This window comes from Lewinellaceae bacterium (genome assembly GCA_020636135.1).
In the GTDB taxonomy this organism is placed as follows: domain Bacteria; phylum Bacteroidota; class Bacteroidia; order Chitinophagales; family Saprospiraceae; genus JAGQXC01.
This window is the reverse complement of the sequence record JACJYK010000001.1, coordinates 2,930,916-2,956,776: the sequence shown is the minus strand read 5'-3', so window position 1 is coordinate 2,956,776 and position 25,861 is coordinate 2,930,916. Positions and strand designations below refer to the sequence as shown.

At 50.2% G+C, this 25,861-nt stretch carries 17 protein-coding genes; 11 read left to right on the top strand and 6 right to left on the bottom strand.

What is annotated here, in order from left to right; all coding sequences use genetic code 11:
- Positions 1 to 145 precede the first annotated feature (145 nt).
- Positions 146 to 1,885, top strand: coding sequence for a GMC family oxidoreductase (locus H6570_11285; protein MCB9319859.1), 1,740 nt, complete (start codon positions 146 to 148; stop codon positions 1,883 to 1,885).
- Positions 1,886 to 1,887: 2 nt separating this feature from the next.
- Positions 1,888 to 2,604, top strand: a complete 717-nt coding sequence (locus H6570_11280) for a gluconate 2-dehydrogenase subunit 3 family protein (protein MCB9319858.1) — start codon at positions 1,888 to 1,890, stop codon at positions 2,602 to 2,604.
- A 331-nt stretch (positions 2,605 to 2,935) separates the two neighbouring features.
- On the opposite strand, the gene H6570_11275 is transcribed toward H6570_11280, so the two are convergent.
- Complete coding sequence (locus H6570_11275; GenBank protein ID MCB9319857.1) at positions 2,936 to 3,490, bottom strand: CvpA family protein; 555 nt, start codon at positions 3,488 to 3,490, stop codon at positions 2,936 to 2,938.
- Between the two features lie 169 nt (positions 3,491 to 3,659).
- Between H6570_11275 and H6570_11270 the strand changes: the two genes are divergently transcribed.
- Complete coding sequence (locus H6570_11270; protein ID MCB9319856.1) at positions 3,660 to 4,154, top strand: hypothetical protein; 495 nt, start codon at positions 3,660 to 3,662, stop codon at positions 4,152 to 4,154.
- 161 nt (positions 4,155 to 4,315) lie between these two features.
- Positions 4,316 to 6,223: a type IIA DNA topoisomerase subunit B gene (locus H6570_11265; protein ID MCB9319855.1), complete on the top strand. Its 1,908-nt coding sequence runs from the start codon at positions 4,316 to 4,318 to the stop codon at positions 6,221 to 6,223.
- Positions 6,224 to 6,325: 102 nt separating this feature from the next.
- On the opposite strand, the gene H6570_11260 is transcribed toward H6570_11265, so the two are convergent.
- Positions 6,326 to 8,101, bottom strand: a complete 1,776-nt coding sequence (locus tag H6570_11260; GenBank protein ID MCB9319854.1) for a chloride channel protein — start codon at positions 8,099 to 8,101, stop codon at positions 6,326 to 6,328.
- 205 nt (positions 8,102 to 8,306) lie between these two features.
- On the opposite strand from H6570_11260, the gene H6570_11255 reads away from it, so the two are divergent.
- From H6570_11255 to H6570_11235, 5 genes are all read left to right on the top strand, one after another.
- Entirely contained in the window at positions 8,307 to 9,215 is a 909-nt protein-coding gene (locus H6570_11255; protein ID MCB9319853.1) for an alpha/beta hydrolase, read from the top strand.
- Positions 9,216 to 9,312: 97 nt separating this feature from the next.
- Positions 9,313 to 11,718 (top strand): endopeptidase La, encoded by a 2,406-nt coding sequence (gene lon, locus H6570_11250; GenBank protein MCB9319852.1) that lies wholly within the window; start codon positions 9,313 to 9,315, stop codon positions 11,716 to 11,718.
- 273 nt (positions 11,719 to 11,991) lie between these two features.
- Positions 11,992 to 12,660 carry a carboxypeptidase-like regulatory domain-containing protein gene (locus H6570_11245; GenBank protein ID MCB9319851.1) on the top strand — a complete coding sequence of 223 codons (669 nt, stop codon included), beginning with the start codon at positions 11,992 to 11,994 and terminating at the stop codon, positions 12,658 to 12,660.
- Positions 12,661 to 12,882: 222 nt separating this feature from the next.
- On the top strand, positions 12,883 to 13,839 hold the full coding sequence (gene metF, locus H6570_11240; protein MCB9319850.1) for a methylenetetrahydrofolate reductase [NAD(P)H]: 957 nt from the start codon (positions 12,883 to 12,885) through the stop codon (positions 13,837 to 13,839).
- On the top strand, positions 13,840 to 16,317 hold the full coding sequence (locus H6570_11235) for a zinc carboxypeptidase (GenBank protein ID MCB9319849.1): 2,478 nt from the start codon (positions 13,840 to 13,842) through the stop codon (positions 16,315 to 16,317).
- Between the two features lie 17 nt (positions 16,318 to 16,334).
- On the opposite strand, the gene H6570_11230 is transcribed toward H6570_11235, so the two are convergent.
- The 4 genes from H6570_11230 to H6570_11215 form a co-directional block, all read right to left on the bottom strand.
- Positions 16,335 to 18,041, bottom strand: coding sequence for a PQQ-dependent sugar dehydrogenase (locus H6570_11230; GenBank protein ID MCB9319848.1), 1,707 nt, complete (start codon positions 18,039 to 18,041; stop codon positions 16,335 to 16,337).
- A gap of 150 nt (positions 18,042 to 18,191) precedes the next feature.
- Positions 18,192 to 19,379: a metallophosphoesterase gene (locus tag H6570_11225; protein ID MCB9319847.1), complete on the bottom strand. Its 1,188-nt coding sequence runs from the start codon at positions 19,377 to 19,379 to the stop codon at positions 18,192 to 18,194.
- 20 nt (positions 19,380 to 19,399) lie between these two features.
- Entirely contained in the window at positions 19,400 to 21,025 is a 1,626-nt protein-coding gene (gene pckA, locus H6570_11220) for a phosphoenolpyruvate carboxykinase (ATP) (GenBank protein MCB9319846.1), read from the bottom strand.
- Between the two features lie 104 nt (positions 21,026 to 21,129).
- Positions 21,130 to 22,128 carry a DUF2279 domain-containing protein gene (locus H6570_11215; protein ID MCB9319845.1) on the bottom strand — a complete coding sequence of 333 codons (999 nt, stop codon included), beginning with the start codon at positions 22,126 to 22,128 and terminating at the stop codon, positions 21,130 to 21,132.
- A 273-nt stretch (positions 22,129 to 22,401) separates the two neighbouring features.
- On the opposite strand from H6570_11215, the gene H6570_11210 reads away from it, so the two are divergent.
- Together H6570_11210 and H6570_11205 are read left to right on the top strand one after the other, a co-directional pair.
- The gene (locus H6570_11210) at positions 22,402 to 23,430 is read left to right on the top strand and encodes a PorP/SprF family type IX secretion system membrane protein (GenBank protein ID MCB9319844.1); all 1,029 of its coding nucleotides are present in this window, start codon (positions 22,402 to 22,404) and stop codon (positions 23,428 to 23,430) included.
- 31 nt (positions 23,431 to 23,461) lie between these two features.
- Entirely contained in the window at positions 23,462 to 25,858 is a 2,397-nt protein-coding gene (locus H6570_11205; GenBank protein ID MCB9319843.1) for a DUF1573 domain-containing protein, read from the top strand.
- Positions 25,859 to 25,861 lie beyond the last annotated feature (3 nt).

Here is a 25,861-nt window from a genome sequence, read left to right as displayed (position 1 = left end):
TGATCCGGTAAGCTCTGCGGGTCATTGCGTAATGTGGACCAGCGTTGTGTACTTGTGGAACGGAATTCATGAATACTTTGCGTGGGTATTTGCCGAGTTTCAATCTTTTTTACCATCTTCAATGCAAGAATAGAATTGTTGGCTTATGTCTTTTCAGATTATCGAGCAACCGACCGTCTACGACGTTGTCATTGTGGGATCGGGAGCAGGAGGTGGTATGGCCGCCAAAATGTTAGCTGAAGGAGGATTAAAGGTGGCGTTGCTGGAAGCAGGTCCGAACTTCGATCCAAAAAATCCGGAGCAACAAACACAGTTGAAGTGGCCGTGGATGTCACCCCGGCGGGGAGCAGGCACTACACGTGCATTCGGCGATTTTGATATGGCGTATGGTGGCTGGGAAATCGATGGTGAGCCCTACACGCGTAAAAACGGGACCGAATTTGACTGGTTCCGGTCGCGCATGCTGGGTGGACGTACCAACCATTGGGGGCGCATCTCCCTGCGTTTTGGCCCGTATGACTTCAAGCGTCGTAGTATGGATGGCCTGGGAGATGACTGGCCCATCGGATACGATGATGTAAAGCCGTACTACGACCGGCTGGATAAAATGGTCGGAGTTTTTGGCTCTAAAGAAGGCATGTACAACGAACCTGATGGCTTCTTCCTGCCACCTCCCAAGCCACGGTTGCATGAGATGTTCATCAAAAAAGGTGCAGGTAAGGTCAATATTCCGGTCATACCGGCCAGACTTTCTATCCTGACGCGACGGATCAATAAAGACCGGGGTGTTTGTTTTTACTGCCAGCAATGTTCCCGTTCCTGTATGGTTTACGGCGACTTTTCGTCCAGTTCGGTATTGGTTAAGCCGGCATTGGACACTGGAAATGTGGACCTGTACGTAAATGCAATGGCACGTGAGGTAATCACCGATACGGAAGGAAAAGCCAAAGCGATCTCCTACATCAACAAAGAAGACTTACGCGAATACCAGGTACGCGGTAAAACCATTATCCTGGCGGCCAGCGCATGTGAATCAGCCCGGCTGTTGCTGAACAGTAAATCCAGCCGGCATCCGAATGGCCTGGCCAACAGCAGCAATGTGGTCGGGAAATACCTCCATGATTCAACCGGGGCATCGCGCATGGGCTTATTGCCAGATTTGCTGGACAGAGAGCGGTATAACGAAGACGGGGTAGGCGGTATGCATGTGTATACACCCTGGTGGCTCGACAATAAGAAATTGAATTTCCCGCGTGGATATCATATCGAATACTGGGGTGGCATGGGTATGCCGGGTTACGGATTTGGGTTCGGACTGGAAAGCCTGAACGGCCAGGTCGCCGGGGCTAATGGCGAGAACCATCGCGCTGGTGGATATGGTGCCGGCTTTAAAGCAGATCTGCGTCGCTTTTATGGTGCTACTTTCGGTATGTCAGGTCGTGGCGAATGCATAGCCCGGGAAGACAACTATTGCGAAATAGATCCGGACACCGTCGATAAATATGGCATCCCAGTATTGCGCTTTCACTACACCTGGAGTGATCACGAACGCAACCAGGCCAAGCACATGCAGGATACCTTTGAAGAGATCATCACCCAGGCAGGTGGTATCCTGCTGGGCAATAAGCCGGGGCCGGAATCCGACTATGGACTTGCCGCACCGGGGCGTATCATTCATGAAGTTGGAACGGTAAGGATGGGTAATGACCCAAGGACCTCGGCCGTCAATGCTTACAATCAGGCGCACGATGTTGCCAACCTTTTTGTCATGGACGGAGGACCATTTGTTTCGCAGGCGGATAAAAACCCGACGTGGACCATCATGGCACTGGCAATCCGTGCCTCCGAATATTTAATGTCCGAAATGAAAAAGCAAAATCTTTGATCATGGATAGAAGAAACAGCCTTAAGACGTTAGTAGCCGGAGGTATTGCCGGTGGATTGTTGATCCATGGTTGCAATCCGGCCACGAAGGAGGAGACCTCGTCCATGCCGGCGGAGACCGGTTCTACGGAAGCCTATGGCCGTACACCGGAGGAACAAAAGAGGGATCAGTCCCTGATGAAAGAACCTTTCTTCAATGCCCATGAAATGGCGACGCTGGCGGTGCTCTGTGATTTGATCATACCAGCGGATGATGTATCCGGCAGCGCCACCGAAGCGGAAGTGCCGGCATTCATCGATTTCATTATGAAAGACCAACCCGGCTATCAGAATACCATGCGGGGAGGCCTGATGTGGCTGGATCACCAGACTCTGGCATTGCACGAAAAAGCTTTCATGGATTGCTCACCGGAAGATCAAAAAGCTTTTCTGGATAAACTGGCTTATCCTGCCGAGGTGGAACCTGCCTATCAGTCCGGCGTCCGGTTTTTCAATACCGTACGTAATCTCACGGCTACCGGGTTTTTCACCTCCAAGCTGGGAATCAAGGATCTGGGTTATGTCGGAAATACACCCAATGTGTGGGACGGTGTTCCCCAGGAAGTTCTTGATAAGCACGGCCTGTCCTACGACCAGCGCACGCTGGACGTGTGCGTCACCCCGGATGAAAGAGAGTTGCAGGCAGAATGGGACGATGAAGGTAATCTGAAGCGCGGATAATAATCCCCTACATCGCTGTTACCTTAGCACCCAATCAGCGATGGATGAAGGCCTCAGCTGGAATAATGTCCTTCCGAAAAAAATGGGCATCCCCGCAGGAATGCCCCATCTCTCATTAATCAATTCTCAAACACTGCTTACTCCAGGCGTACTGGAAATAGTCAGAAGTCCGGAATCGTATCTAAAGCGTCTCGCAAGGAATAGTTGTTGCGATTAACGCGTTTACGATTACCTCTTTCCTGATATTCTAACGGAAGACGCGCTCCATCTTCCTCAAGGTAGCATAGCAGAGTAAGGATTACCTGGATCTGGGTCAGTGTTCAAAATGATTTCAGTTGGTTATCTTGTTTTGCTCGGAAGATTCTTTGATGCCATCGATGATCTGCACGGTCTTGTCCCAGAATTCGCGAAAGACCGGTTTCAATTTTTCAGCGACCAATTTTGTCTGCTCCGGCATTACTGCCAGGACAGGGTAAGTCACCGACCGGTTTTTAGTCGAATCACTAACCAGGTGTGTGCGGTCCAGAAACCAGACCACGTAGGAGAAACAGATGATAAACAGCAAACTGAGCAAGGCTCCGCCTGCGATCTTATTGACAAAATTGAGTTTGACGGCTTTGAATAAATTCTCCAGGTTTTTTCCGGTAAACCGTACCAGGGCCAGAATCAGTATAAAAGTGCCCACAAAACCCAGGATGAAGATCCAGGGATTTTGCCGGTCAAAGAGACCTTCCAAAAATCCGATGACGATGGGCGAGAGCTTAAGGGTGATCAGGATGCCAAGCAAAACGCCGACAACCGTGAAAACCGTTTTGATGACCCCGCGGGAGTATCCCATGTAAAATCCGAAAGCAGCAATGAGAACCAGAAAGAGATCTAGGATCATGTTAAAGGTATTTGGTAAGATATTTGCGTTAATATTAAAGTAAATATGCCTAATCTTGCACTGAATTAGAGCGCCGGCTGTTTATATTAGACATACGCTGAGCGCGGTCAGATGAAGGCCGGTGCAATATATGCATTGAAATTGTTATATTTAAGGGATAAAATCTCCGATGAATAGCATCCGTCGGCATATTATTTTACTGATCTGGGGCATTTTTGGTGTGGTGGTTGCGGGAGCGCAGGTACCCAAAGATACCCTTGCTGCGGTATTCCATATCGGAGACCATACGGAAGCATTTGAACAACTATTCCTGAAATACAACCACCTGGCCAGCCAGCTGGACCAGGACCATGAACGGGCCTATGCCTACTGGACCGATATGCTCCAAAAAATGGATATGTATTCCGAAGAAGTAGGTGTTGACCTCGATGGCCTGCAGCTACTGCTTTATGCATTTTGGGCTCCTAATGGTCAACTGGAACACCTGGCCTATTTTTTAAAGCCCAATTCCAAGTACATCGACGAGGTAACACTTAATGGCTTCTTTCAAGGGTTCATGAAGACCTATCGTCTGCCGGTTACCCTGGAAAAACCCACCTATCTGTTTACCCACGCGGCATTCCCGACCGTCGCCAAACGGTTGTCCTCCCTGAAGAAACACTGACCCAATCCATTTGCCTGGTACTTATTCCCAGACCCTGCCCTGGTTTATGTTATTGTTTTTAATAATATGATTGTTAAATTTGTTCAGGCTGAAGGTGAGACACATTCTGCATATGGAACTTATTACCTTTGACGCCCAGATAAATTAAGAAAACTACTAGTATGAGTAACCCGGTTCAGTATACAGAAGATAACATCAAATCCCTGGATTGGAAAGAGCACATCCGGTTGCGTCCCGGTATGTACATCGGTAAACTGGGTGATGGAAGTGCACCCGATGATGGCATCTACATCCTGTTAAAGGAGGTGTTTGACAATGCAGTCGACGAGTATGTCATGGGTTTCGGGAAAGTAATTGACGTGATCATCAATGACCGGGAAGTGACGATTCGTGATTACGGGCGCGGCATTCCCCTGGGAAAGGTGGTCGAATGCGTGTCCCGCATCAACACCGGAGCCAAGTACGATTCGAAGGCCTTCAAGAAATCGGTCGGTCTGAATGGGGTGGGTACCAAAGCCGTCAATGCATTGTCGGACCACTTTACGGTCGAAGCTTACCGCGAGGGCAAAATGAAACAGGCTGTATTTGAACAAGGTGATTTGCGGCAGGAGTCTAAATTGATTAAGACCACCGAACCGGACGGTACGAAGGTCGTTTTTACAGCAGATCATTCCATTTTCAAAAAGTATAAATACAACCTGGAACTGGTAGAGAACCAGCTCTGGAATTATGCGTATTTGAATGCGGGCATGAAAATTCGCTTCAATGGGCAGACCCTGGTTTCCAAGAACGGCCTACTGGATCTGCTGGAGCGCAAGACGGCGGATGAGGAGTTGCGGTATCCCATCATTCACCTGGTAGGAGAAGATATCGAAATTGCCCTTACCCACGGCCAGCACTACGGTGAACAATATTATTCTTATGTCAATGGCCAGTACACCACGCAGGGCGGTACACACCTGACTGCCTTCCGCGAGGCGATAGTAAATACCATCCGCGGATTTTACAAAAAGGATTTTGATCCCAAGGACGTGCGGTCTTCGGTGATTGGAGCTATTTCCGTTCGCATAGAAGAGCCGGTGTTTGAGTCTCAGACAAAAACCAAATTGGGATCGCAGACCATCGCTCCTGATGGTCCCACGCTGCGGACGTTTGTTAATGATTTTATCAGCAAGGAGCTGGATAATTACCTGCACAAGCATGCCCAGGTTGCTGATGCTTTATTAAAGAGGATACTTCAGTCTGAGCGTGAACGCAAGGAAATTGCCGGTATCAAAAAGCTGGCTAATCAGCGTGCCAAAAAGGCCAATCTCCACAATAAGAAATTGCGCGACTGCCGCTACCATTTCGATGAAAAAAGGGTGGATGAAGAGACCTTGGCCCGCACTACCGTATTCATCACCGAAGGAGATTCCGCCAGTGGATCGATCACCAAGGCCCGTGATGTAGGCACCCAGGCAGTATTCAGCTTGCGGGGTAAACCATTGAACTGCTACGGATTAACCAAGAAAGTCGTGTATGAGAACGAGGAATTCAACCTCCTTCAGCATGCACTGAACATCGAGGACGGCATCGAATACCTGCGTTACAACCGCGTAGTCATTGCCACCGATGCCGATGTGGATGGCATGCACATCCGGCTGCTGCTCCTGACCTTCTTTCTGCAGTTTTTCCCGGACCTCGTTCGTGCTGGTCACCTGTATATCCTGGATACGCCTCTGTTCCGCGTCCGCGATAAAAAGTCAACCTACTATTGTTACTCCGAAGCAGAAAAGCAGGCTGCCATCAAGAAGCTGCGCGGCAAAGCGGAGATTACCCGGTTCAAAGGTCTTGGGGAGATATCACCGGATGAATTCGGAGATTTTATCGGAGAGAACATCCACCTCCAGCCGGTAGTCCTCAATGAGAATACCCATATGGATCAGCTCCTGGATTACTACATGGGTAAGAACTCCATGGAGCGACAGCAGTTTATCATCGACAACCTCAAGGTGGAGATTGATGAGGTCAACGGTGCGGTAAAAGAAGCGGAGGTGATGGAGATGCCGGAAGAAGAGGAGGTTTCTTAATCCCTTCCTCCAAAGCGTTCAATCGCTGTAGTCAGATCCTCCTAAAGTCACTTCAGAATTAAGCTGTATTCCCAGGATTGAAGTAATGGCAATCACCGCATTTCACTCATCCGAGATATGCTGCAATAATTCCCGGTAACTCGAGAACACATTGGAACGGGAGACAAAACCGACGTATTTATCGCCATCCAGAACCACCAGATTGTATTTTCCGGAATGCTGGAACTTTGTCGCTACCGTTTCCATGTCGTCACTCATCTGGACGACCTTGGTTGGCATGAGCATCAGATTGCGCACCCTGGTGGTTTCGTAAAGCTCGGGTTTGAACATATTGTGGCGTATCTGGTCCAGGGAGATGATGCCGTAAAAGGTGTTGTCCTGATCCACGACTGGGTAGATGTTGCGGTTGGATTGAGCGATGATCTTGACCAGTTCACCCAAATTGGCATTGATGTCTACCGGCAGAAAATCCTTTTCGATGTAATCGCTGACGGACATCATGGCCAGCAGTGACCGGTCCTTATGATGCGTCAGTACATCACCGCGACTGGCCAGTTGGATGGTATATATGGAGCGGGGAGAAAGCAGTTTTGACAGGGCGTAGGAAGTGGTCGCAACGAGCATGATGGGCACGATAAGCTCATAGCCGCCGGTAATCTCCACACTCAGGAATATGGCGGTGAGCGGCGCATGCACCACCCCGGCCAGAAGGCCCGCCATACCCACCAGGGCAAAGTTGCTTTCCGGCAAATGGGCCAGTCCATAGAAATTTAGAAACTTGACAAACAGGAGACCCGTCATGGTGCCGATAAACAGGGTAGGGGCAAACACCCCTCCGATGCCTCCGCTGCGGAAGGTGAGGGAGGTGGCCAGCACCTTAAATAAAACCACGCTGAGCAGTAGTAACAGCGTAATATGCATGTTGTCTTTGAAGGCATAAAATATGCTGTTGTCAAAGACGAATTCCATGTTCCCTTTTAAGCCTTCATTGACAGACTCGTAACCCTCGCCGTACAGTGAGGGAAGAAAGAAAATGAATACACCCAGGAGGGTGGCGCCCACGACCAATTTGGTTATCCATCCGGGAAGCTTCTCGAAAACTTTTCCTGTAAAAACATAGGTGCGGATAAAATAGACCGAGATCAATGCCGAAAAAATACCCAGCAACAGGTAATAAGGCGTCTCATTGAGTTGAAAGGATTGGACGACCTTAAACGGATACAGCACATTCTGACCTAAAAAGAAATAAGAGGTCAGTGTGGCCACGATGGACGAGACCAGCAGGGGCACCAATGCCGTCATGGTCATATCAAAAAGGATGATCTCCAGGGCAAAGACAATAGCAGCAATGGGCGCTTTAAATATCGCTGATAAGGATGCCGAGGCGCTGATTCCGACCAGAGCCACGATTTGCTTGTAATTCAGCCCGAGGACCTTACCCAAATTGGAACCCCATGCCGCGCCGGTGACCACAGTCGGGCCTTCCAGTCCGACTGAGCCTCCAAAACCTACTGTGAGGACGCTGGTAACGACCGAAGAATACATGTTATGGCCGTGGATGATCCCGTTCTGCCTGGACAACGCGTACAATACATTTGGTATACCATCACGGACAGGCCTGCGCAGGATATACCGGATGAACAGGATGGCGGCCAGGATCCCGATGCCCGGGTAAATGAAGTACAGGTAGTTGTGGTAGTTTACGACAAATCCGCTGGTCAGCAGGTGTTCCAGTATCCGCACGGCATTTTTCATAAATACCGCAATCAATCCGACCAGAAATCCGATGATGATGCTTAGCGCGATCATCAGCTGTCTGGATGGTAATTTTTGCATCAACTGGATGATGCGAAGGACCAATTTATTGCGTTCCGCCATGAAGCGGCAAATTTACGAATTATTCAAAAGTGATGTAAAGGAAGCGGGTCATGAAAGGGCAAAAGAAATTGCAGTTCATGCGGGGATCCGGATGAATTTGTCATTGATATCACAACGATGCCATTCGTTCACAAAATCGTCCTGAGGAATTGTTACTGTAAGTCGAAGCAATTACAGTAAGTTAGCAGGATAGATTGAATTCTATATGGCTGTAAAGAAACGACACGTACTGGTAGGCATTTTACTGTTTTGTTTTGCGGCATGTGTTGGCATTGGCAAGATGGAGTTTCTCAAATTCAGAGACGAGCCAGGCCGGATGGAGCACCGCATCTTCGAAAGTACCCGTAAAAAGGCTCATTTTCATGCCATGGAGCCCGGCAAGCTGGCTTATGTTCAGGTGGGCGACACTACATTGCCATTGCTGGTGTTGGTTCATGGATCACCGGGGTCGCTGACCGCATTTATGTCCTTCATGCAGGATACGGCATTGCTAAGACACTTCCAGATGGTAGCCGTTGACCGCCTGGGTTTTGGATATTCGGACTTTGGCACCGCCGAAGCATCCATGCAAAAACAGGCTGAAGCCATCCTGAATACGGTTAAAGTCCTGCCGGCACCTTACCGGCTCTGGGTAGGCCACTCACTCGGAGGACCAATCATAGCTGAAGCAGCGATGATACAGCCGGATCTGGTCCAGGGATTGATGTTGGTGGGAGGATCCGTGGATCCGGCACAGGAGCCACGGGAATGGTGGCACGGTCCACTGAACTGGCCGATCGTGCGCAGCTTATTGCCGCCGGCTTTCCGGGTGTCCAATCAGGAGATCATGCCTCTGTATGAAGAGTTGGTTCGCCAGGTGCCTGGGTGGAAAACCATCCGGTGTCCCGTGGAATTTGTCCACGGCACTGCCGACTTCCTGGTCAACATTGATAACCTGTACTTTGTCCAGAAGGAGTTGCCTCCCTCCACCACATTGGCCATTGATACACTAAGTGGTGCGGATCATTTCATCCTGTGGACCCGCATGGATGTGATGCGCCGGGATGTATTGCATTTAAATGACATGGCTATTGCGCAATATGGCCTGCATCCTGACGAAGTGTCAGGTGAATAAGGGTGGTTTGCCATCGATCTTGCCGGATTGACAGGAATCAGTGCGTGGTATGGTTATTGATCTTTGCGTAGGTTAATCCAAGTAATTACCAATATACATGTCGAAATTATTCGAAGGATTTAGTGATACGGTGATGCAGGAGGATGGTGATATGATGCCCATTTTCTCCATCGAGGAGGATCAGGACTCGCCCATCGTCGATTTACCGGAAGAATTGCCTATTCTGGCCTTAAAAAATACTGTACTGTTTCCCGGGGTTGTCATCCCGATCAATATAGGCCGTAAAAAATCGGTTCGTGCCATCAAGCAGGCACACCAGACCCACAAATGGATTGCCGTGCTGACGCAGCACGAAGCGCAGATGGAAGACCCGGCGCCTAAGGATCTTTACCAGATCGGAACGATTGCCAGGATCATCAAGATCCTGAAAATGCCCGATGGCAGCAGTACTGCCATCCTCCAGGGCAGACAACGCTTCCAGTTGCGTGAAATCGTTCGCGAAAACCCGTATCTGTCCGGTACGGTTGACCGGCTGAGTTATGTCGAGCCCGGTGATGAGATGGAATACAAGGCGCTGGTGCAATCCATCCAGGAGCAGGCCAAGCGCATCATTGAGCTGTCACCACAGATTCCGTCCGAAGCGATCATCATGCTCAAGAACATGTCCAACAACACGTTCCTGATCAACTTCATCGCCTCTAACCTGGGCCTGAAGATGGAGCAGAAACAATCCATGCTGGAAATCAACGACCTGGGTGAGCTCGCGCGGCAGGTGCTGCAATACATGAACAGCGAGTTGCAATTGCTCGAGTTACGCGATCAGATCGAGTCCAAGGTAAGACACGACCTGGAAAAACAGCAGCGGGATTATTTCCTCAATCAGCAACTGAAGACCATCCAGGAAGAGTTGGGCCAGAATCCCCAGGAACAGGAACTTTCCCAACTGGAGGCCCGGGCAAAAAAGAAAAAATGGTCCAAAGAAGTCAACGATGCATTCACCAAGGAGTTACTCCGTCTGCGCCGGACCAATCCCCAGGTGGCGGAATACAGTGTGTTGCTGAACTATGTGGAGACATTGATAGATCTGCCCTGGAATACCTATTCCAAGGATCAGTTTGATCTGCATAAAGTGCGCAAGGTCCTGGATCAGGATCATTTCGGACTGGATAAAGTGAAAGAGCGGATCCTTGAGCACCTGGCAGTACTGAAGCTGAAAGGAGACATGAAAGCTCCGATCCTTTGTCTCGTAGGCCCTCCCGGTGTCGGTAAGACGTCGCTGGGTAAGTCCATAGCCCGTGCCCTTAACCGGGAGTTTGTCCGGATGTCGCTTGGTGGCTTGCACGATGAAGCGGAAATCCGTGGCCACCGCAGGACCTACATCGGAGCCATGCCCGGACGGATCATTCAGTCCATCAAGAAGGCCAAGACCTCAAATCCCGTCTTTATCCTGGACGAGATCGACAAACTGGGCAGCGACTACAAAGGAGATCCTTCTTCTGCACTGTTGGAAGTCCTGGATCCTGAGCAGAACGCCACATTCCACGACAATTATCTGGAGCTGGAATACGATCTGTCAAAAGTATTGTTTATCGCTACCGCCAATAGTCTGTCTTCCGTTCAGCCAGCATTGCTGGACCGGATGGAGATCATTGAGATTGCCGGTTATTCCTCGGAAGAGAAAGTAGAGATCGCTAAACGGCACCTGATACCGAAAGAGCGTAAGGAACACGGCCTGAAGGCGTCCGATGTTAAATTGAGTGACCGCATCATTGGCCAGCTGATCCAGGATTATACACGCGAGAGCGGAGTGCGTAGCCTGGACCGTACCCTGGCGGCGGTGATGCGCTGGGTTGCCAAGAAAGTGGCGATGGAGGAGATGTATCAGAAATCACTGCAGACAGATGCGATCCATGCTGCCCTGGGACCGGTCAAATTTATGAACGACCAGTACCAGGAAGTGCAGGTTCCCGGTGTCTGCATCGGCCTGGCCTGGACCAGGGTGGGGGGCGATATCCTCTTCATCGAGACCAGTGCTGCTCCCGGTAAGGGCAAGTTGATCCTGACGGGTAACCTCGGTGATGTAATGAAAGAGTCTGCATCGACAGCCCTGAGTTATCTCAAAGCCCACAGTGCTGACCTGGGCATAGATCCACAGCGCTTTGATGATCGTGATATTCATATCCACATCCCGGAAGGCGCTATCCCGAAGGATGGCCCGTCTGCCGGAATAACCATGCTTTCCGCATTGGCTTCCCTGATGACCGGACGTAAAATAAAGCCCTTCATTGCTATGACCGGTGAGATTACCCTCCGGGGAAAATTATTGCCTGTCGGTGGAATTAAAGAGAAGGTCCTGGCCGCTAAACGCGCCGGGCTCAAAGAGATCATCATGTGCCGGGACAATGAACGGCATGTGCTTGAAATCGAAGCGGAATACGTCAAAGGGTTGAAGTTCAAATATTTTGACCGGATGCTGGATGTCCTGAATGAGGTTCTGGAGTAGGTGGGGGGTGCGAGGTATGAGGTATGGGGTGTGAGGTATGAGGTATGAGCCCCTTCTCAAATCTCAAATCTCAAATCTTTAAATCTTTAAATCTCAAATCTCAAATCTCAAATCTCAAATCTATAAATCTCTAAGATTTTGTTAAAGGCCGGTAGTTCATCGATAGAATGGGTGATTAAACCGTTCTTAGCATAGATATAATTCGGGGTGGATCGTAAAGATAGCTGTAGCTGCTCCCACAATCCCGGATTTGGCATTAACTTAGCGGCCAGAATGAAATCGAACATACATCACTTGTTGCGCTGGTATATTTTGATCGTAGGTCTGTTGATAGCTGGTACGGCTTCAGCCCAGATGAAGTTATTGCCCAAGGTCCATCAGCTTAGTGGCTTTGTGGTGACCGACGATGGTGAAGACATCAGACCGCTGGAGCTGGTCAATGTGGCGATCGTTGGAACCAACCGGGGTACCTTTACCAACGAGGTCGGATTTTATTCCCTGCCGGTGCAGCCGGGGGAGACAGTAGACTTCTCCTTCCTGGGTTACAAATCGGTGCGCTACACGATACCGGATACCATCCAGCAGGATTACATCTTTTATTACCTGAATCTGTTGCACGACACGCTCAACCTTCCTGAAATTGTGGTGTTACCCATCCCCAGCCGGGAAAATTTCAAGGTAGAGTTTTTGGCATTGCAAGTAAATGATGACCTGCAGGAACGGGCTATCGAGAATCTAAAACCGTACACCATGAACCTGATGATGGCTACCCTGCCGCATTCAGGGCGTGAAGTGAGTAAAGTTTATTTCAACCAGATTGCTATCCAGAATTATTCGGCGGGCCAATACCGCCCCCAACCCATCTTCGACCCGCTGGCCTGGCAGCGCTTCATCAAATACATCAAGGACGGCAAGTTCAAGAAGAAGAAGGACGATAACTGATAACACTTCAGTAGTTTCGATCCATTAGTGGAAATTCAAGTGTTGGATGATAAGACGCCCAGGACAACTCCTTCGCATAGACCCGGCTTCTATCGGTATTAGTATCTAAACTACTTCCAACCAGGATTAGAGTGAGGTGCCTGAAACCTATTACTCGTGGACAGGAGACTCTAAGACTTTTTCTATCTTGCGCTTCCTTAATCACCCGATTAGTTACTGGGCATGAAAGTCACGGATTATTTTACGCAGGCACAGGGAGAGACGCTGGTTTCATTTGAAATATTGCCACCGCTAAAAGGAGGCAGTATGCAGGCCATCTTTGACGTGCTGGACCCCCTGATGGAGTTCAAACCTCCGTTTATTGATGTGACCTACCACCGGGAAGAGTTTATCTATCAGAAAAAAGACAGTGGTTATTACGAGAAGGTAGCCATCCGCAAGCGACCCGGCACCGTAGGCATTTGCGCCGCCCTCATGCATCGCTATGGCGTGGACGCCGTGCCCCACTTGATCTGCGGTGGCTTCACCCGCGAAGACACGGAGAATGCACTGATCGACCTCAATTTCCTCAATATCAACAATGTGCTGGCTATCCGTGGCGATGCCCGCAAATTTGACGGACAATTCATTGCCGAGGAAGGAGGCCATCATTATGCGCTGGACCTGGTGCGGCAGATCAAGAACATGAACAAAGGAGCCTATCTGGATGCCTCCATCGAAGATGGTGAAAAGACCAACTTCTGCGTCGGGGTCGCCGGCTATCCGGAAAAGCATTTTGAATCGCCCAACAATAAAGAGGACTTACGTTATCTGAAAATGAAAGTGGATGCTGGCGCCGATTACATTGTCACTCAGATGTTTTTTGATAACCGCAAGTATTTCGACTTCGTCGAGAAATGCCGCCAAATGGATATTAAGGTGCCGATCGTACCCGGATTAAAACCCATCACCAAGACCAATCAGATCAGTTCATTGCCCCGGATTTTCCATATCGAACTTCCTGATACGCTGATCAATGAATTGAACAAGGCAACTACCAGCAAGGCTGTTCGCGAAGTAGGCATTGAGTGGTGTATCCAGCAATCAAAAGAGCTCAAAGCCGCTGGAGCTCCGTGCCTGCATTATTATACCATGGGTGAGTCGGATACGACCAAACGCATTGTTGAATCCATCTATTAAATGATTGAAATGAAAAATTGGTTACTGCTATTGCTAACCGTCGGATTCCTGAGACCTGCTTCAGCACAGGAATTAATGACGCCGGATGCTTTTTTGCCCCATGCCGTGGGAGATAAATTTACGCCGCATCATATGGTCGTCGATTATTTTCAATATGTGGCAGCGAACTCCAACCGCGTCCAGCTGATGGAATACGGACGGACTAATGAAGAGCGTCCCCTGGAGCTGGCATTTGTATCCACGCCGGAGAATCTGGCCCGCCTGGAGGAGATCCGGTTGAACAACCTGCGTCGTGCCGGTCTGGAACCGGGTAAACCGGTGGATGACGGTATCGCCATCGTCTGGCTCAGTTTTAGCGTCCATGGCAATGAAGCGTCGGGCTCGGAGTCCTCCATGCCTGTGTTGTATGCGTTAGCGCATACCGGGGGCAAAGCCGATGAATGGCTGAAGCACACCGTGGTCATCCTGGACCCCAGCATCAACCCGGACGGCTATTCACGGTATACCGAATGGAACCGCCGGACCGCAGCAACCCAAATGAATACCGATATCCAGTCCTGGGAACACCGTGAGCCCTGGCCCGGAGGGCGTACCAATCATTACCTCTTTGACCTGAACCGCGACTGGGCCTGGCAGACCCAGGTGGAGTCGAGGCAACGCATTGCGCAATACAATCGCTGGTTGCCTCATATTCATGCCGATTTTCATGAAATGGGTTATACCTCTCCCTATTATTTCGCTCCTGCCGCCCAGCCATACCACGAACTGATCACACCCTTTCAGCGCCAGTTTCAGGATGTGATCGGACGAAATCATGCCCGCCATTTTGCCGAACATGGCTGGTTGTTCTTTACCAAAGAAGTATTTGACCTGCTCTATCCCAGTTACGGGGATACCTATCCGATTTACCATGGCGCTATTGGGATGACCTATGAAGAAGGTGGAGGGGGCGCCGGAAGCCGGGGTGTGTTATTGCCCACCGGGGACACGCTGACCTTATACGACCGGATCGCGCACCATACAACCACCGCCCTGTCAACCGTGGAAGTAGGGGCCGGCCATGCGGCAGAGCTTACGGCGGCATTTGCTGACTACTACCAAAGCCGCAACCAACCGGTCTCGCGTTACAAGGGTTACCTGGTCAAAGGAAATGCAGATAAAATTGCTCGCCTGACCCAGCTGCTCGACCGCAACAATATCCAGTATGGTAAATCTACGGATAGCCGGCGCGCTAAGGCCATCCGGTTCCAGGATACCACGATGACCAATGCATCCGTCGATCCGGGCGACCTGCTGATTTCTGCCTACCAGCCATTCTCCAATTTTCTGAGTATCCTCTTCGAACCGAACCCTCATCTGGTGGATTCGGTCACCTACGATATAACCTCCTGGTGCATACCCTATGCTTTTGGGGTAGATGCTTATGGCTTAACCGAAAAAATCGATATCGATCCTACCGGCTGGATGCCTCCGATGTCTGCTAAGGCATTGGGAAGCGACCTGGCCTATGCTTATTTGTTGCCCTGGAATTCTACTTCGAGTGCCATCGCCCTGGCTCATTTACAGCAAAATGGTGTACAGACCCGGGTGGCCAGCGAAGGCTTCCGCATCGAAGGGCGTGACTACCCGGCCGGCACTGTCCTGGTCCTGCGCGGTGACAACCGCAGGCTGGGCACCGACCTGCATGGCTTTGTCTTAAATGCCCAGGAGGCTGCTCATGTTGCATTTGTGCGTGTTGACGGCGGATATTCCGACAAAGGACCGGATTTTGGCTCCGGGAAGATGGACCTGATCAATCTGCCTAAAGTCGCCCTGCTTGGAGACGAAGGGACCAGTTCGAATTCCTTTGGCCAGGTTTGGTACTATTTTGAGCAAGTATTGCATTATCCATTGTCGGTCATCCGGGTGGATGCTTTGAGCCGGACGGATTTGAGCAACTACAATACATTGATTCTGCCGGAAGGGTTTTACGACATCAAGAACAAGGAATCGATCAAAGCCTGGCTAAGAGGCGGTGGACGCATCATCGCCATCGGGTCCGGTATAAGGGCGTTGAACGGAGATGACGACCTGGGCCTTAAAACAAAAACAGGTGAGGATAACAAGGACTCCGATGTTGCCTACGGGGAACGCATGCGCGACGCCATCAGTGAGGACCTTCCCGGCGCAGTATTCCGGGTTGACCTGGATGCCACCCACCCGTTAAGTTTCGGTTTGACGAACCCCTACTTCAGCCTCAAGACGGGCACCACACTGTATGAGCCAGTGGCGGGTGGATGGAGTCCCGGAAAACTTGGCGACGATGTATTTTATACGGGATTCGTAGGTCACCGTCTCTTGCCCCAGTTGAAGGGCAGCCTGGTGTTCGGAGAGAAATCCGTAGGTCGAGGGAAGGTTGTATACCTGGTGGACAACCCGCTCTTCCGCGGTTTCTGGGAACAAGGCAATCAATTGTTTGCGAACGCTCTATTCTTCTAACCGGATAAGATTCCGGATTAAAGCGGCATTTCTCCGGTCATCCGGTAGACTTTTCCATCTGCTTTGGAGAACAGGTAGAAGGTGCCATCACAATCCTTGCCAAACCGGAGGTCTGCGCGATCGGCACCCGTCAGTTTCAGTAAGGTGGTCGGCTGGCCGTTGACAGCAATCCGCCACTCATGCACGGTAGCTGGGTATCCCTGTTTGATTTCATTTTGATTGATGTAAAATAAACGGCCATTGACGATGTCGCCAAAGAAATAAGTCCCTGGCAATACCTTACTGTCGGATGGACTGAAATATCCGCCACTGATGGCAAATCCTTCGCCATGATCGAACTGGGCAACCGGATAGGTATAGGTGACCAGGGTGTCCGCCGGATCCAGGGGGAATATGGTGGTCATCGTTTCGGAGTAGCGCATCTTGAACGTTCCTTCCCGTTCGGGCCATCCATAATCCTGCCCCGGCTCAATCAGGTTGACCTCTTCGATCATGTGATGGCCAATACAGGAGGCTACCATTTTTCCGTCAGCAGACCAGGTGAGCCGGTGGGGATTGCGAAACCCGCGTGCATAGATCTCTCCCAGCGTCTGAGGATCTCTATCGGCAGCCCAGGGATTGTCTTCCGGGATGCCATACTGTCCATTCTTGCTGTCACGACCCGTGGGATCTATACGTAGGATAGAGCTCCATATTTTATTTCCTCCGTTGAGGGAGACCTCAGGGAATCCGGACTCCACACTGCCTCCGTCGCCGATACCGATATACAATAAGCCGTAATCCGGATCGCCAGGATGGGCATTCGGGTTGAATTCCAGGTCCTGTACACCATGGATCTGGGTTACCATCTCGATGCGCATCAATTCCCGATGGCTACCATTCAGGGTCTTTGCAGCCGGGTCTTTCACTGTCCATTCATCCAGGATCCATTGCAGTTTTACCGGGATGGAATCCCAAAGGGCAAAATCGGCCGGAGCTGATCCCGCTGCTTCCGTATGGGTGGTGTACAATAAGCCATTGTGTTCAAAATCCGGATGAAAAGCAAAACTGCCAAATCCGGTTGCCAGGCCGGGGACATCGATGTATTTCGGGAAATACGTCGCGATATCCAGATACAGGGTGTTTTTTCCGGAGGACATCTCATACAATTTGCCACGCAGATCCAGCATGAATGTGCGTCCGGTGTTTGCGGCGCAATCCATTTTGGTGATCCTTGTCATGAGGGGAGCATCTCCCGAAGCCGGGATTTGCGTAACGAGCTGTAAATCTACCACATGATCCGAAAGAGGAATGCTGTCCGGAATGGGATCTGTGAGTCCGAGGGTGTCTGCAATAGCAACCGTTGGGGCCGGTTGGGCATTGAGGTAGGCCAAAATGCAATCGATGTTGGAGTCCTGCAGCATAGGGAAGGCAGGCATGTACTGGCGGTACGATGCGAATAGAGCCTTGGCCCGCTTATCGCCGCTGTCGATCAGGGCGGGCGCATCCCGGATAAAGGACTTTAACCATTCCGTACCTTCCTTGCCCGTGATCCCTGCCAGTGCCGGGCCAATACTCTGATTATTCAGGCTATGACACGATGAGCAGTACAGATCGTAATAATATTGTCCGCGCCGGATCGAATGGGGGTCCGATGCAATTTCGGAGCCGGAATGTTGCTGACAAGCCAGCAGGTAACAAGCTGCTGCAACGAGGGCAAGTAATCGGTATTTTCGCAAGGGCATATGTGGTAATTGTGCCGGCATCAGCCAGAAGATAACCGACAGGTCATGCAATGTTTCAAAGAAAATGAAAGTAAGGAAAAGAATCCGGTTCAGGACGATTTCCTGGCAGCACCTGCTGGTACATTAATTCGACCTGGTCTGCATCCATTGTCATTTTTGGACATCCGGCAGATTTAAAGGAACAAAGGTGCTCCGGATGATCGCTCCATGGTCAACTTCGTATACGGTAAATCCGGAACGGATCTCGAAATCATGAAAAGTAAACCGGTCGGGCCGCGTGAGAGCAGAGGTTTGCCGGAATTGAGTGCCTGACAATTCAAACGAAGCAGATTGCGCCGCATGGTAATGGCCGGACAAAGCCAGCGGATAGGGATGATTCCCGATCACCTTGCGCAGCGCATCGTAGTCAGCCACAATATGCCGGTGTCTCAGCTTGCCGTCAACCCGCATGATGTTGGGACCATAATAATCGTCTTCATCAAAAGCCTGAAAACTGAATCCACCAGAAACGAGCGGGATGTGGTTGAAGGTAATCACGGAAGGGTTTCCGGATGTAGCAGCTAATTCCCTGTTTAGCCAGGACAGCTGCAAGGTGTCGATACCCCCGTAATAAAACAGATTTTGGTATTCCATGGCATCCACGCTGATAAAATGGATACCTCCGTAATTGAACGCATAATAATCAGGCCCGAGATAGTGGCGGAACATGTTTTTTCCGTACAATGGATGGGACGCACTGACCAGTGATTTATCGCGTTCAATGCCAAATAATTCGTGATTTCCTACTCCACTGAACACCGGATAAGGAATCAGACCGATCTGTTCCATGTACAATTCGTAATAGCCCCGGGCTACGGGCTCCGTTACCCGTAACGCATCCCGTACCAGGTCGCCACTCATCAGCACGAAAGCCGGCTGAATTGAATCCAGCAAGGTGCGAAACCGTGCCATCCTCGGCAGATTGAGTGAGTCTACATGACAATCGGAGGCATGGACAAATATGAAATGATCCTGAGGGCCGGTTGGAGTAAGTGCAAAATTGACCTGATCGCTTACCGGATACCAGAATTTGCCTAAATAACCATTTGGCAGGGTAATCTGGATGGTATGATAGGGGAAGTCGCTGCTCAGCGTATAATGGCCGTTTACATCCGTCCGGGTCACCTGGTTCTGATCGGACACCACAACCCCGGCAAGTCCAATTTCCTGGTTATCCTGCCTGCCATTTCCATTGGCGTCCGAAAACACAGTGCCTTGGACGACCGTAGGCTGGCTCCATAAAGCCAGCTGGCACAAAATACTACCGGTCAATGCCAGTACACGTATCAGGTTGATCATCAGGTGATGGTTGATTTTGGTCAGGGATAAATGACTTCATAACTATTGTTCGGTATCGGCTGGCCGACCAGAATTTCTGATCCCAGTTTCCACTGCATTTTCTCATCGTTGGCGATGAATTTCAGAGCCAGTTTGTTGGCCTGGGCATAATAAGCGCGGTCATTTTTCCAGGTCTCGCGCGGGCTTAATACAGATGACGGTACTCCCGGGCAATGCATGGGTATGGAAATTTTAAAGATCGAATGCTGCCGGTAACCTACTTTTTCCATTTTATTGGCGAGTACCGCATGGATCATGGCCCTTGTGTAGCGAATATCGATCCGTTTTCCGACGCCATAAGGGCCTCCCGTCCATCCGGTATTGATCAACCATACCTGCACCTGGTGCTTTTCCATCCGCTCGCCCAGCATGCGGGCATAGGTGGATGGTGGCAATGGCATGAAAGGAGCGCCATAGCAGGTACTGAATGTGGCCTGGGGTTCCTTCACACCCGCTTCGGTACCGGCGACCTTGGCCGTGTATCCTGCCAGGAAGTGATACATCGCCTGTGCCTTGTCCAGCCGGGTGATTGGTGGCAGCACCCCATAGGCATCACAGGTCAGAAAGAACACGTGGTGAGGTGTACCGCCTACTGCCGGTTCCAGGTGATTCTGGATGAAATGAATGGGATACGAGGTTCTGGTATTCTCGGTTACACTGCTGTCGGTATAGTCAATGTCACGCGTGCCGGTAAAAAAGCGGGTGTTTTCGACAATGGCGCCAAAACGTATTGCCCGGTAAATATCCGGCTCTTTTTCCTCGTCCAGGTTGATGACTTTAGCATAACAGCCCCCTTCGAAATTAAATACGGAATGTTCGGACCAGCCATGTTCGTCATCACCGATCAGGTAGCGGTGAGGATCAGCGGACAAGGTGGTTTTTCCCGTGCCGGACAACCCAAAAAACAAGGCGGTATCGTGATCCGGGCCTACATTCGCCGAGCAGTGCATGGGAAACACATTCTTTTCCGTGGGCAGGGTGAAATTGAGGACGGAGAAGATGGATTTCTTCATTTCACCGGCATAGGCAGTTCCTCCAATGATCACCATTTTCTCGGTAAAGTTGACGATCACAAAATTGGAAGACCTGGTGCCATCAGTCTCCGGATCGGCTGTGAACTCCGGTACACAAAGGATGGTAAAGTCCGGTTTGAAATCGGATAGCTTGTGCGGGGAAGGGCGCAAAAACATATTGTATGCAAACAAATTATGCCAGGCCAGGGTATTAAAAACGCGTAGCTTCATCCGGTAGGTTTTATCTGCACACGCATAGGCATCCCGGGCATACAGTTTTTTGCCTTTCAGGTAGTCTTTCATTTTACCCAATAACCGGTAGAATACCTCCGGTGTCGTGGGTTGATTGTGGTTGCCCCAGTGTACCTTTTCAGCAGTAATTTCATCTTTCACCAGATAACGGTCCTGAGGACTCCTTCCGGTGAATATTCCGGTTTCCACGGTAAGTGCTCCATTATCTGCCAGGTCACCTTCACGGTTCAGTAATGCTGCTTCAATGAGCGCTGCCGATGAGGCATTCCAGACCAATTCATTGTTCTTGATAATCGATTCAATAGCTTGTTGAGGGGTTATCGGTTGATTACTGGATGACATGAAATTGTTTTTTTATTCGGGCCTAAAATAGGTAATCCCTGCCAACTAATTGGTCTGCAAGGTCTCTAATTGAACCATTCTCAAGGTAATTGACGAAGGTGTTTTCAATACAGCCACCCGGCTTTCCATTGCCCCAGGGAGTTGTATTCAAGACCCGGGAAAGGGAATTTGAAGGCATTTAATGCCTCGAAAACGGCTTTCAGAAATGGGCTTTTGGTGGGTATACGGGTGAAATCAATATCCAGAGATAACAGATATTGGCTGTAGCGGGGATAACTGGTTGCATCGAGCTGGACAAACTGGCCGGTCGGAAGCACCCAACGGTTGGCATAACCGCCGAACATGTTTTCAGCGCTGTATCCCAGTGCAATATTCAGCCATGGAGGCCATCGCGAATCCCGAAAAAAAGCCTTGGGGCTGATGGATAACCACACCGATTGCGCGTTGTAATCTTTCAGATACCGCTCTGCCCATCCAGAGCCGAAAAGTTCTTCTGACCGCTGGCGCAGCGAATAGCCACCCAGTTCTGTCCTCGGTTGGGCCGGATAGGCCGGCAACCAGTTGGACACCTTCCACACCACCCGCTGATCGTGCCAGATCATATCCTGCACCGCGTAAGTAAGTGCACCCAGGCCATTAAAACCCATGTCCGGCCAGGAGAAGCCCCACTGACTGGAATGACCATCGAGCCATTCAATGCTCGTCTGTAGACCCAGTGCTACGCCGGTACCCAGCCATCGCGAGGATGATTCCCGCATCCCGGTCCAGCGGGCGCCCTGCGTCAGCAGCCGGCTTTCCGTATAAGTGGTGAATGCATGGCCGAACTTGTCCATCATAAGCCACTCTCCCCAATCATTATGGAGGTGAAAAGAACTGCGCGGAAAAGTCTTGTACCAGGCCTCATTCAACCCCACCATAGTTACCGCGTACAAGGCGGTTCCACTACCTGTGGCGATCCAAAACCGGGCCTGGTGAAAGGTGTCTGCTGGCGTCCAGAAACGCTGCCACGAACCAGCCTGTTGCTGGGCAGTTATCCGGATCGTACTACCGAGTAATAAAAACAAACAAATGAATGCATATCGGGTGACACGTTTTTCATGCATGCCCGAATTTAGAAACATTCCGTAACATCCTGATCCGTGATGTGAACACCTGTAATTGGAACCAATGCTGATCGGCCGGCCATTTCGGAACATTAGGTGGACTAAACTGATAAATTTTAGGCGGAACAGAATGAACCCGCTGAATTTTTTGTTGATTTACGCGTTGGTTGACATTTTCCAAAGGTTTAACCAACGCGCAATAAACCCCGAAGCGTTAAAGAAATAGGCGTGTTCGCCAAATAAAGATTATCTTTCGCATTACAAACACATGCTATGCGTAATGTCTACTTGAAAATTTGCATTTTCCTGCTGGCAGCCCTCCCGGTGTTTAGCCAGGATATTCATTTTTCACAGTTTTACATGTCGCCCTTAACAATGAACCCTGCTTTGACTGGTAATTACGAGGGAACTTTCCGGATTGGAGGAATATTCAGAACTCAGTGGTTCTCGGTTGCTGAAGCTTATCAGACACCTTCTTTATACGTCGATGCGCCCATCATAACCGGGTTCCGCAAACAGGATTGGGTGGGGATTGGAGCTACCATTTACCAGGATGTATCCGGTGCCGGCAATCTGACGCAGGGTGGCGCCTATCTGAGTGGTACCTACCATATAGGCCTGGATAAAGACGCTTCAAGGGTGTTCTCCATTGGCGTACAGGGTGGCAAATCTTTCCGCTACTTCGGCAACGTTCAGGATCTGGAATTCGAAGATGAATTGTTGCCCGGTGGGGCTACCAGTCCGGATAAATCAGACCTGAATGACAAGGAGAGTAAAAAGGCAACCGGCAAGGACAAAACGGATATCACCGCCGGACTTTCTTACCAGGGGGTTGTGAATGATGTACTGGATATGTCGATCGGCATCTCGGTAGGACACATCGCCGGGCCGAATATCTCATTGCGTAAATCCGGACGGTCGCTGAAGCCTAACCGGCTGCTGGCCCATGCGGCATTCAACTATGTTTTATCAGACCGTCTGTTATTGACACCGGCCTTTCTTTTTCAGAAAGTAGGCTCCGCCTCTGAAGCGGCGCTTCAATTACCGGTAGGGTTTTTGCTTGATCCTGAAAAGAACATCCTGTTCAGTTTCGGTCCCGGATATCGTTTTGGTGATGCCATCGAAGTGCTGGTAGGTATGGACTACGGGCCATTCCGGGTGGGTATGGCGTATGATGTCAATGCCTCCAAATTCTCGTCTGCCAGTAAGACCGTGGGCGGGATCGAAATAGCGGCTTCATACATCGCCCGCATTTATAAAAAGCCAAAGGCAGACAATATCTTTTTCTGTCCGCGTTTTTAATGAAGTTTATATGGATAACAATATGTGCAAGATGATAATGCTTCGCTTTACCATCCTCGCCGTTTTCACAGTGTGGTTTACTGGTTTATTCGCCCAGCCTATCCGGGGCACCACGCCACCGTTACTGATTGAGGCTGCGGATGAAAAGTTGGAGCAACATGATTATGTCAATGCGGTCCAGTGGTATGAAGAGGCGTATAAGGAATTGAGGACGGAAGAGCTGGCCGTCAGAATTGCAGGGATCTATGGTGAACTGCGGAATTATAAACTGGCCGAAGCCTGGTGGGGACGGATCGCCAAGCGTGATACTAAAAATCAGTATCCCGATTCCCGTTATTATTACGGTCTCTACCTCCGTAAAAATGGAAAATATCAGGAGGCCTTCCAGGAATTCAAATATTTCCTGGATAGTTTTCCGCAGAACCCATTGAGGCCGATGGTTCAGAAAGAAGTGGCAGGTATTCTTGCACAGGATGATCTGCCCAAGAATGAGGACATGCTTGTCATCAATTTGGGCCGGCCGGTCAATTCCATGTACACCGATGCCTCTCCGAGTATGGATGCGGAAGGCAACCTGTACATAACCTCCTTTCAGCGCAATAAATTGCTGGTAAAGGACGGCAAGGAGACCGACCTCTATGCCAAGATCTATGAGACTTCCAAGGACGATAAAGGCAAATGGGATAAACCCAAAGCGCTGCCCGATGATATCAATGTGGAAGGTATCCACAATGGGAATGTCTTCATCTCACCGGATGGTTCCACCATGTATTTTATCCGCATGGCTTATGACGGTGATTCATTGACAGAAAGCAAACTGTTTGTCTCCACCAAACGGGGCAGGGGCTGGACACCACCTAAATTTGTACAGGGCATCAATGGTGACTACCTGGTCAAGCACCCGATGGAAGGAGAGCTGTACGGAGATAATGTGCTCTTTTTTGCGGCCAATATCCCCGGAGGGAAAGGTGGCTTCGACCTCTACTATGCTCCCCGGCAGAGTGCGGATGCCTTTGGTGCTCCCGTCAATCTGGGTGATGTGATCAATACCGCCGGTGACGACCTTTCACCCTATTACCGGGACGGCAAGTTGTATTTTTCAACCGACGGCAGAACCGGAATGGGGGGCTTTGACATCTTTTCAACCGAATGGAATGGAAGCACCTGGAGTGAGCCTAAAAATATGGGCTACCGTTTTAACTCGACAGCCGATGACCTGAGTTTTTACGTAGACGGATCCGGGGTTAACGGATTTTTGGTTTCCAACCGGGCCAGTCCAACCGCACGTTCGGTCATGAACAAGACGTGCTGTGATGACATTTACTTCTTCACGGAAAAGACCATTAAGATCAACCTGTTGGCAGGAATATTTGATGACAAAGGCCAGGCCCTATCCGGAGCTACCGTCAAGGTTTTCGAGATGCTGGAAGATGAACGGGCGGACCAGCCGGCGGCCAGCCTGAAGCAGGATGACAACAACATCTTTGATATTCCTCTGGAAGGCGAAAAGGCCTACACAGCAACGGTGGACCGGGAAGGATATTTTCCGGACACCATCCAGTTTCACACCGTGGGAATCGTGGATGATTACACCATCAAGCGCGCCATCCGGCTGAAACAAAAACCTGCGAAACCAGAGACCGAGACCATTACCGTGACAGAGCCAATCCGCTTGAGTAATATCTATTATAATTTTGATGACGATCAGATATTACCGGATGCTGAGAAAGACCTTGCTGTCCTGCTGGATCTGCTTAACCGGTATCCCGAAATGGTTATCGAGTTGGGTTCGCATACGGACTCACAGGGTAATGATGCTTACAACGATAATCTTTCCCAGCGCCGCGCCGAATCAGCCAAGCGTTGGCTGGTGGAGCGGGGAATAGACCCCAATCGCATCAAGGCGGTAGGTTATGGCGAACGGTTTATCCTGAATCGTTGTACCAATGGGGTTCCCTGTTCCGACGACGAACACCGGTTCAACCGGCGCACGGAGTTCAAGATCCTGGAAGGACCAACCACCATCGAAATTCAGAAAGAGATCCTGTCACAGCCGAACAATCAGAATCACGGAGGTCCCGACGCTTCAGCCGACCCGGTTATCCGTATACTGATGCCCGTCCTGAAGTTTGATGAATCCTTCCACGATTTCGGCTTATTAAAAGCAGGAGATGTTAAGGATCACACTTTTGTGTTTACGAATACGGGAGACTCTGACCTGATCATACGATTGGCTACCGCGGGCAAGGACCTGAAGGTTAAGTGGCCTAAGGAAGCCATCCACCCCGGTAAATCGGGGGAGGTTAAAGTAACCTTTGACAGCACGGATAAACAGGGGGAATATGAAGTAACCATTCAATTGGTTACCAACGCAATTCCCAATGTTGCGGAAGCGCGAATTCGTGCCTTCGTGAAAGGGTCCGAATAACAG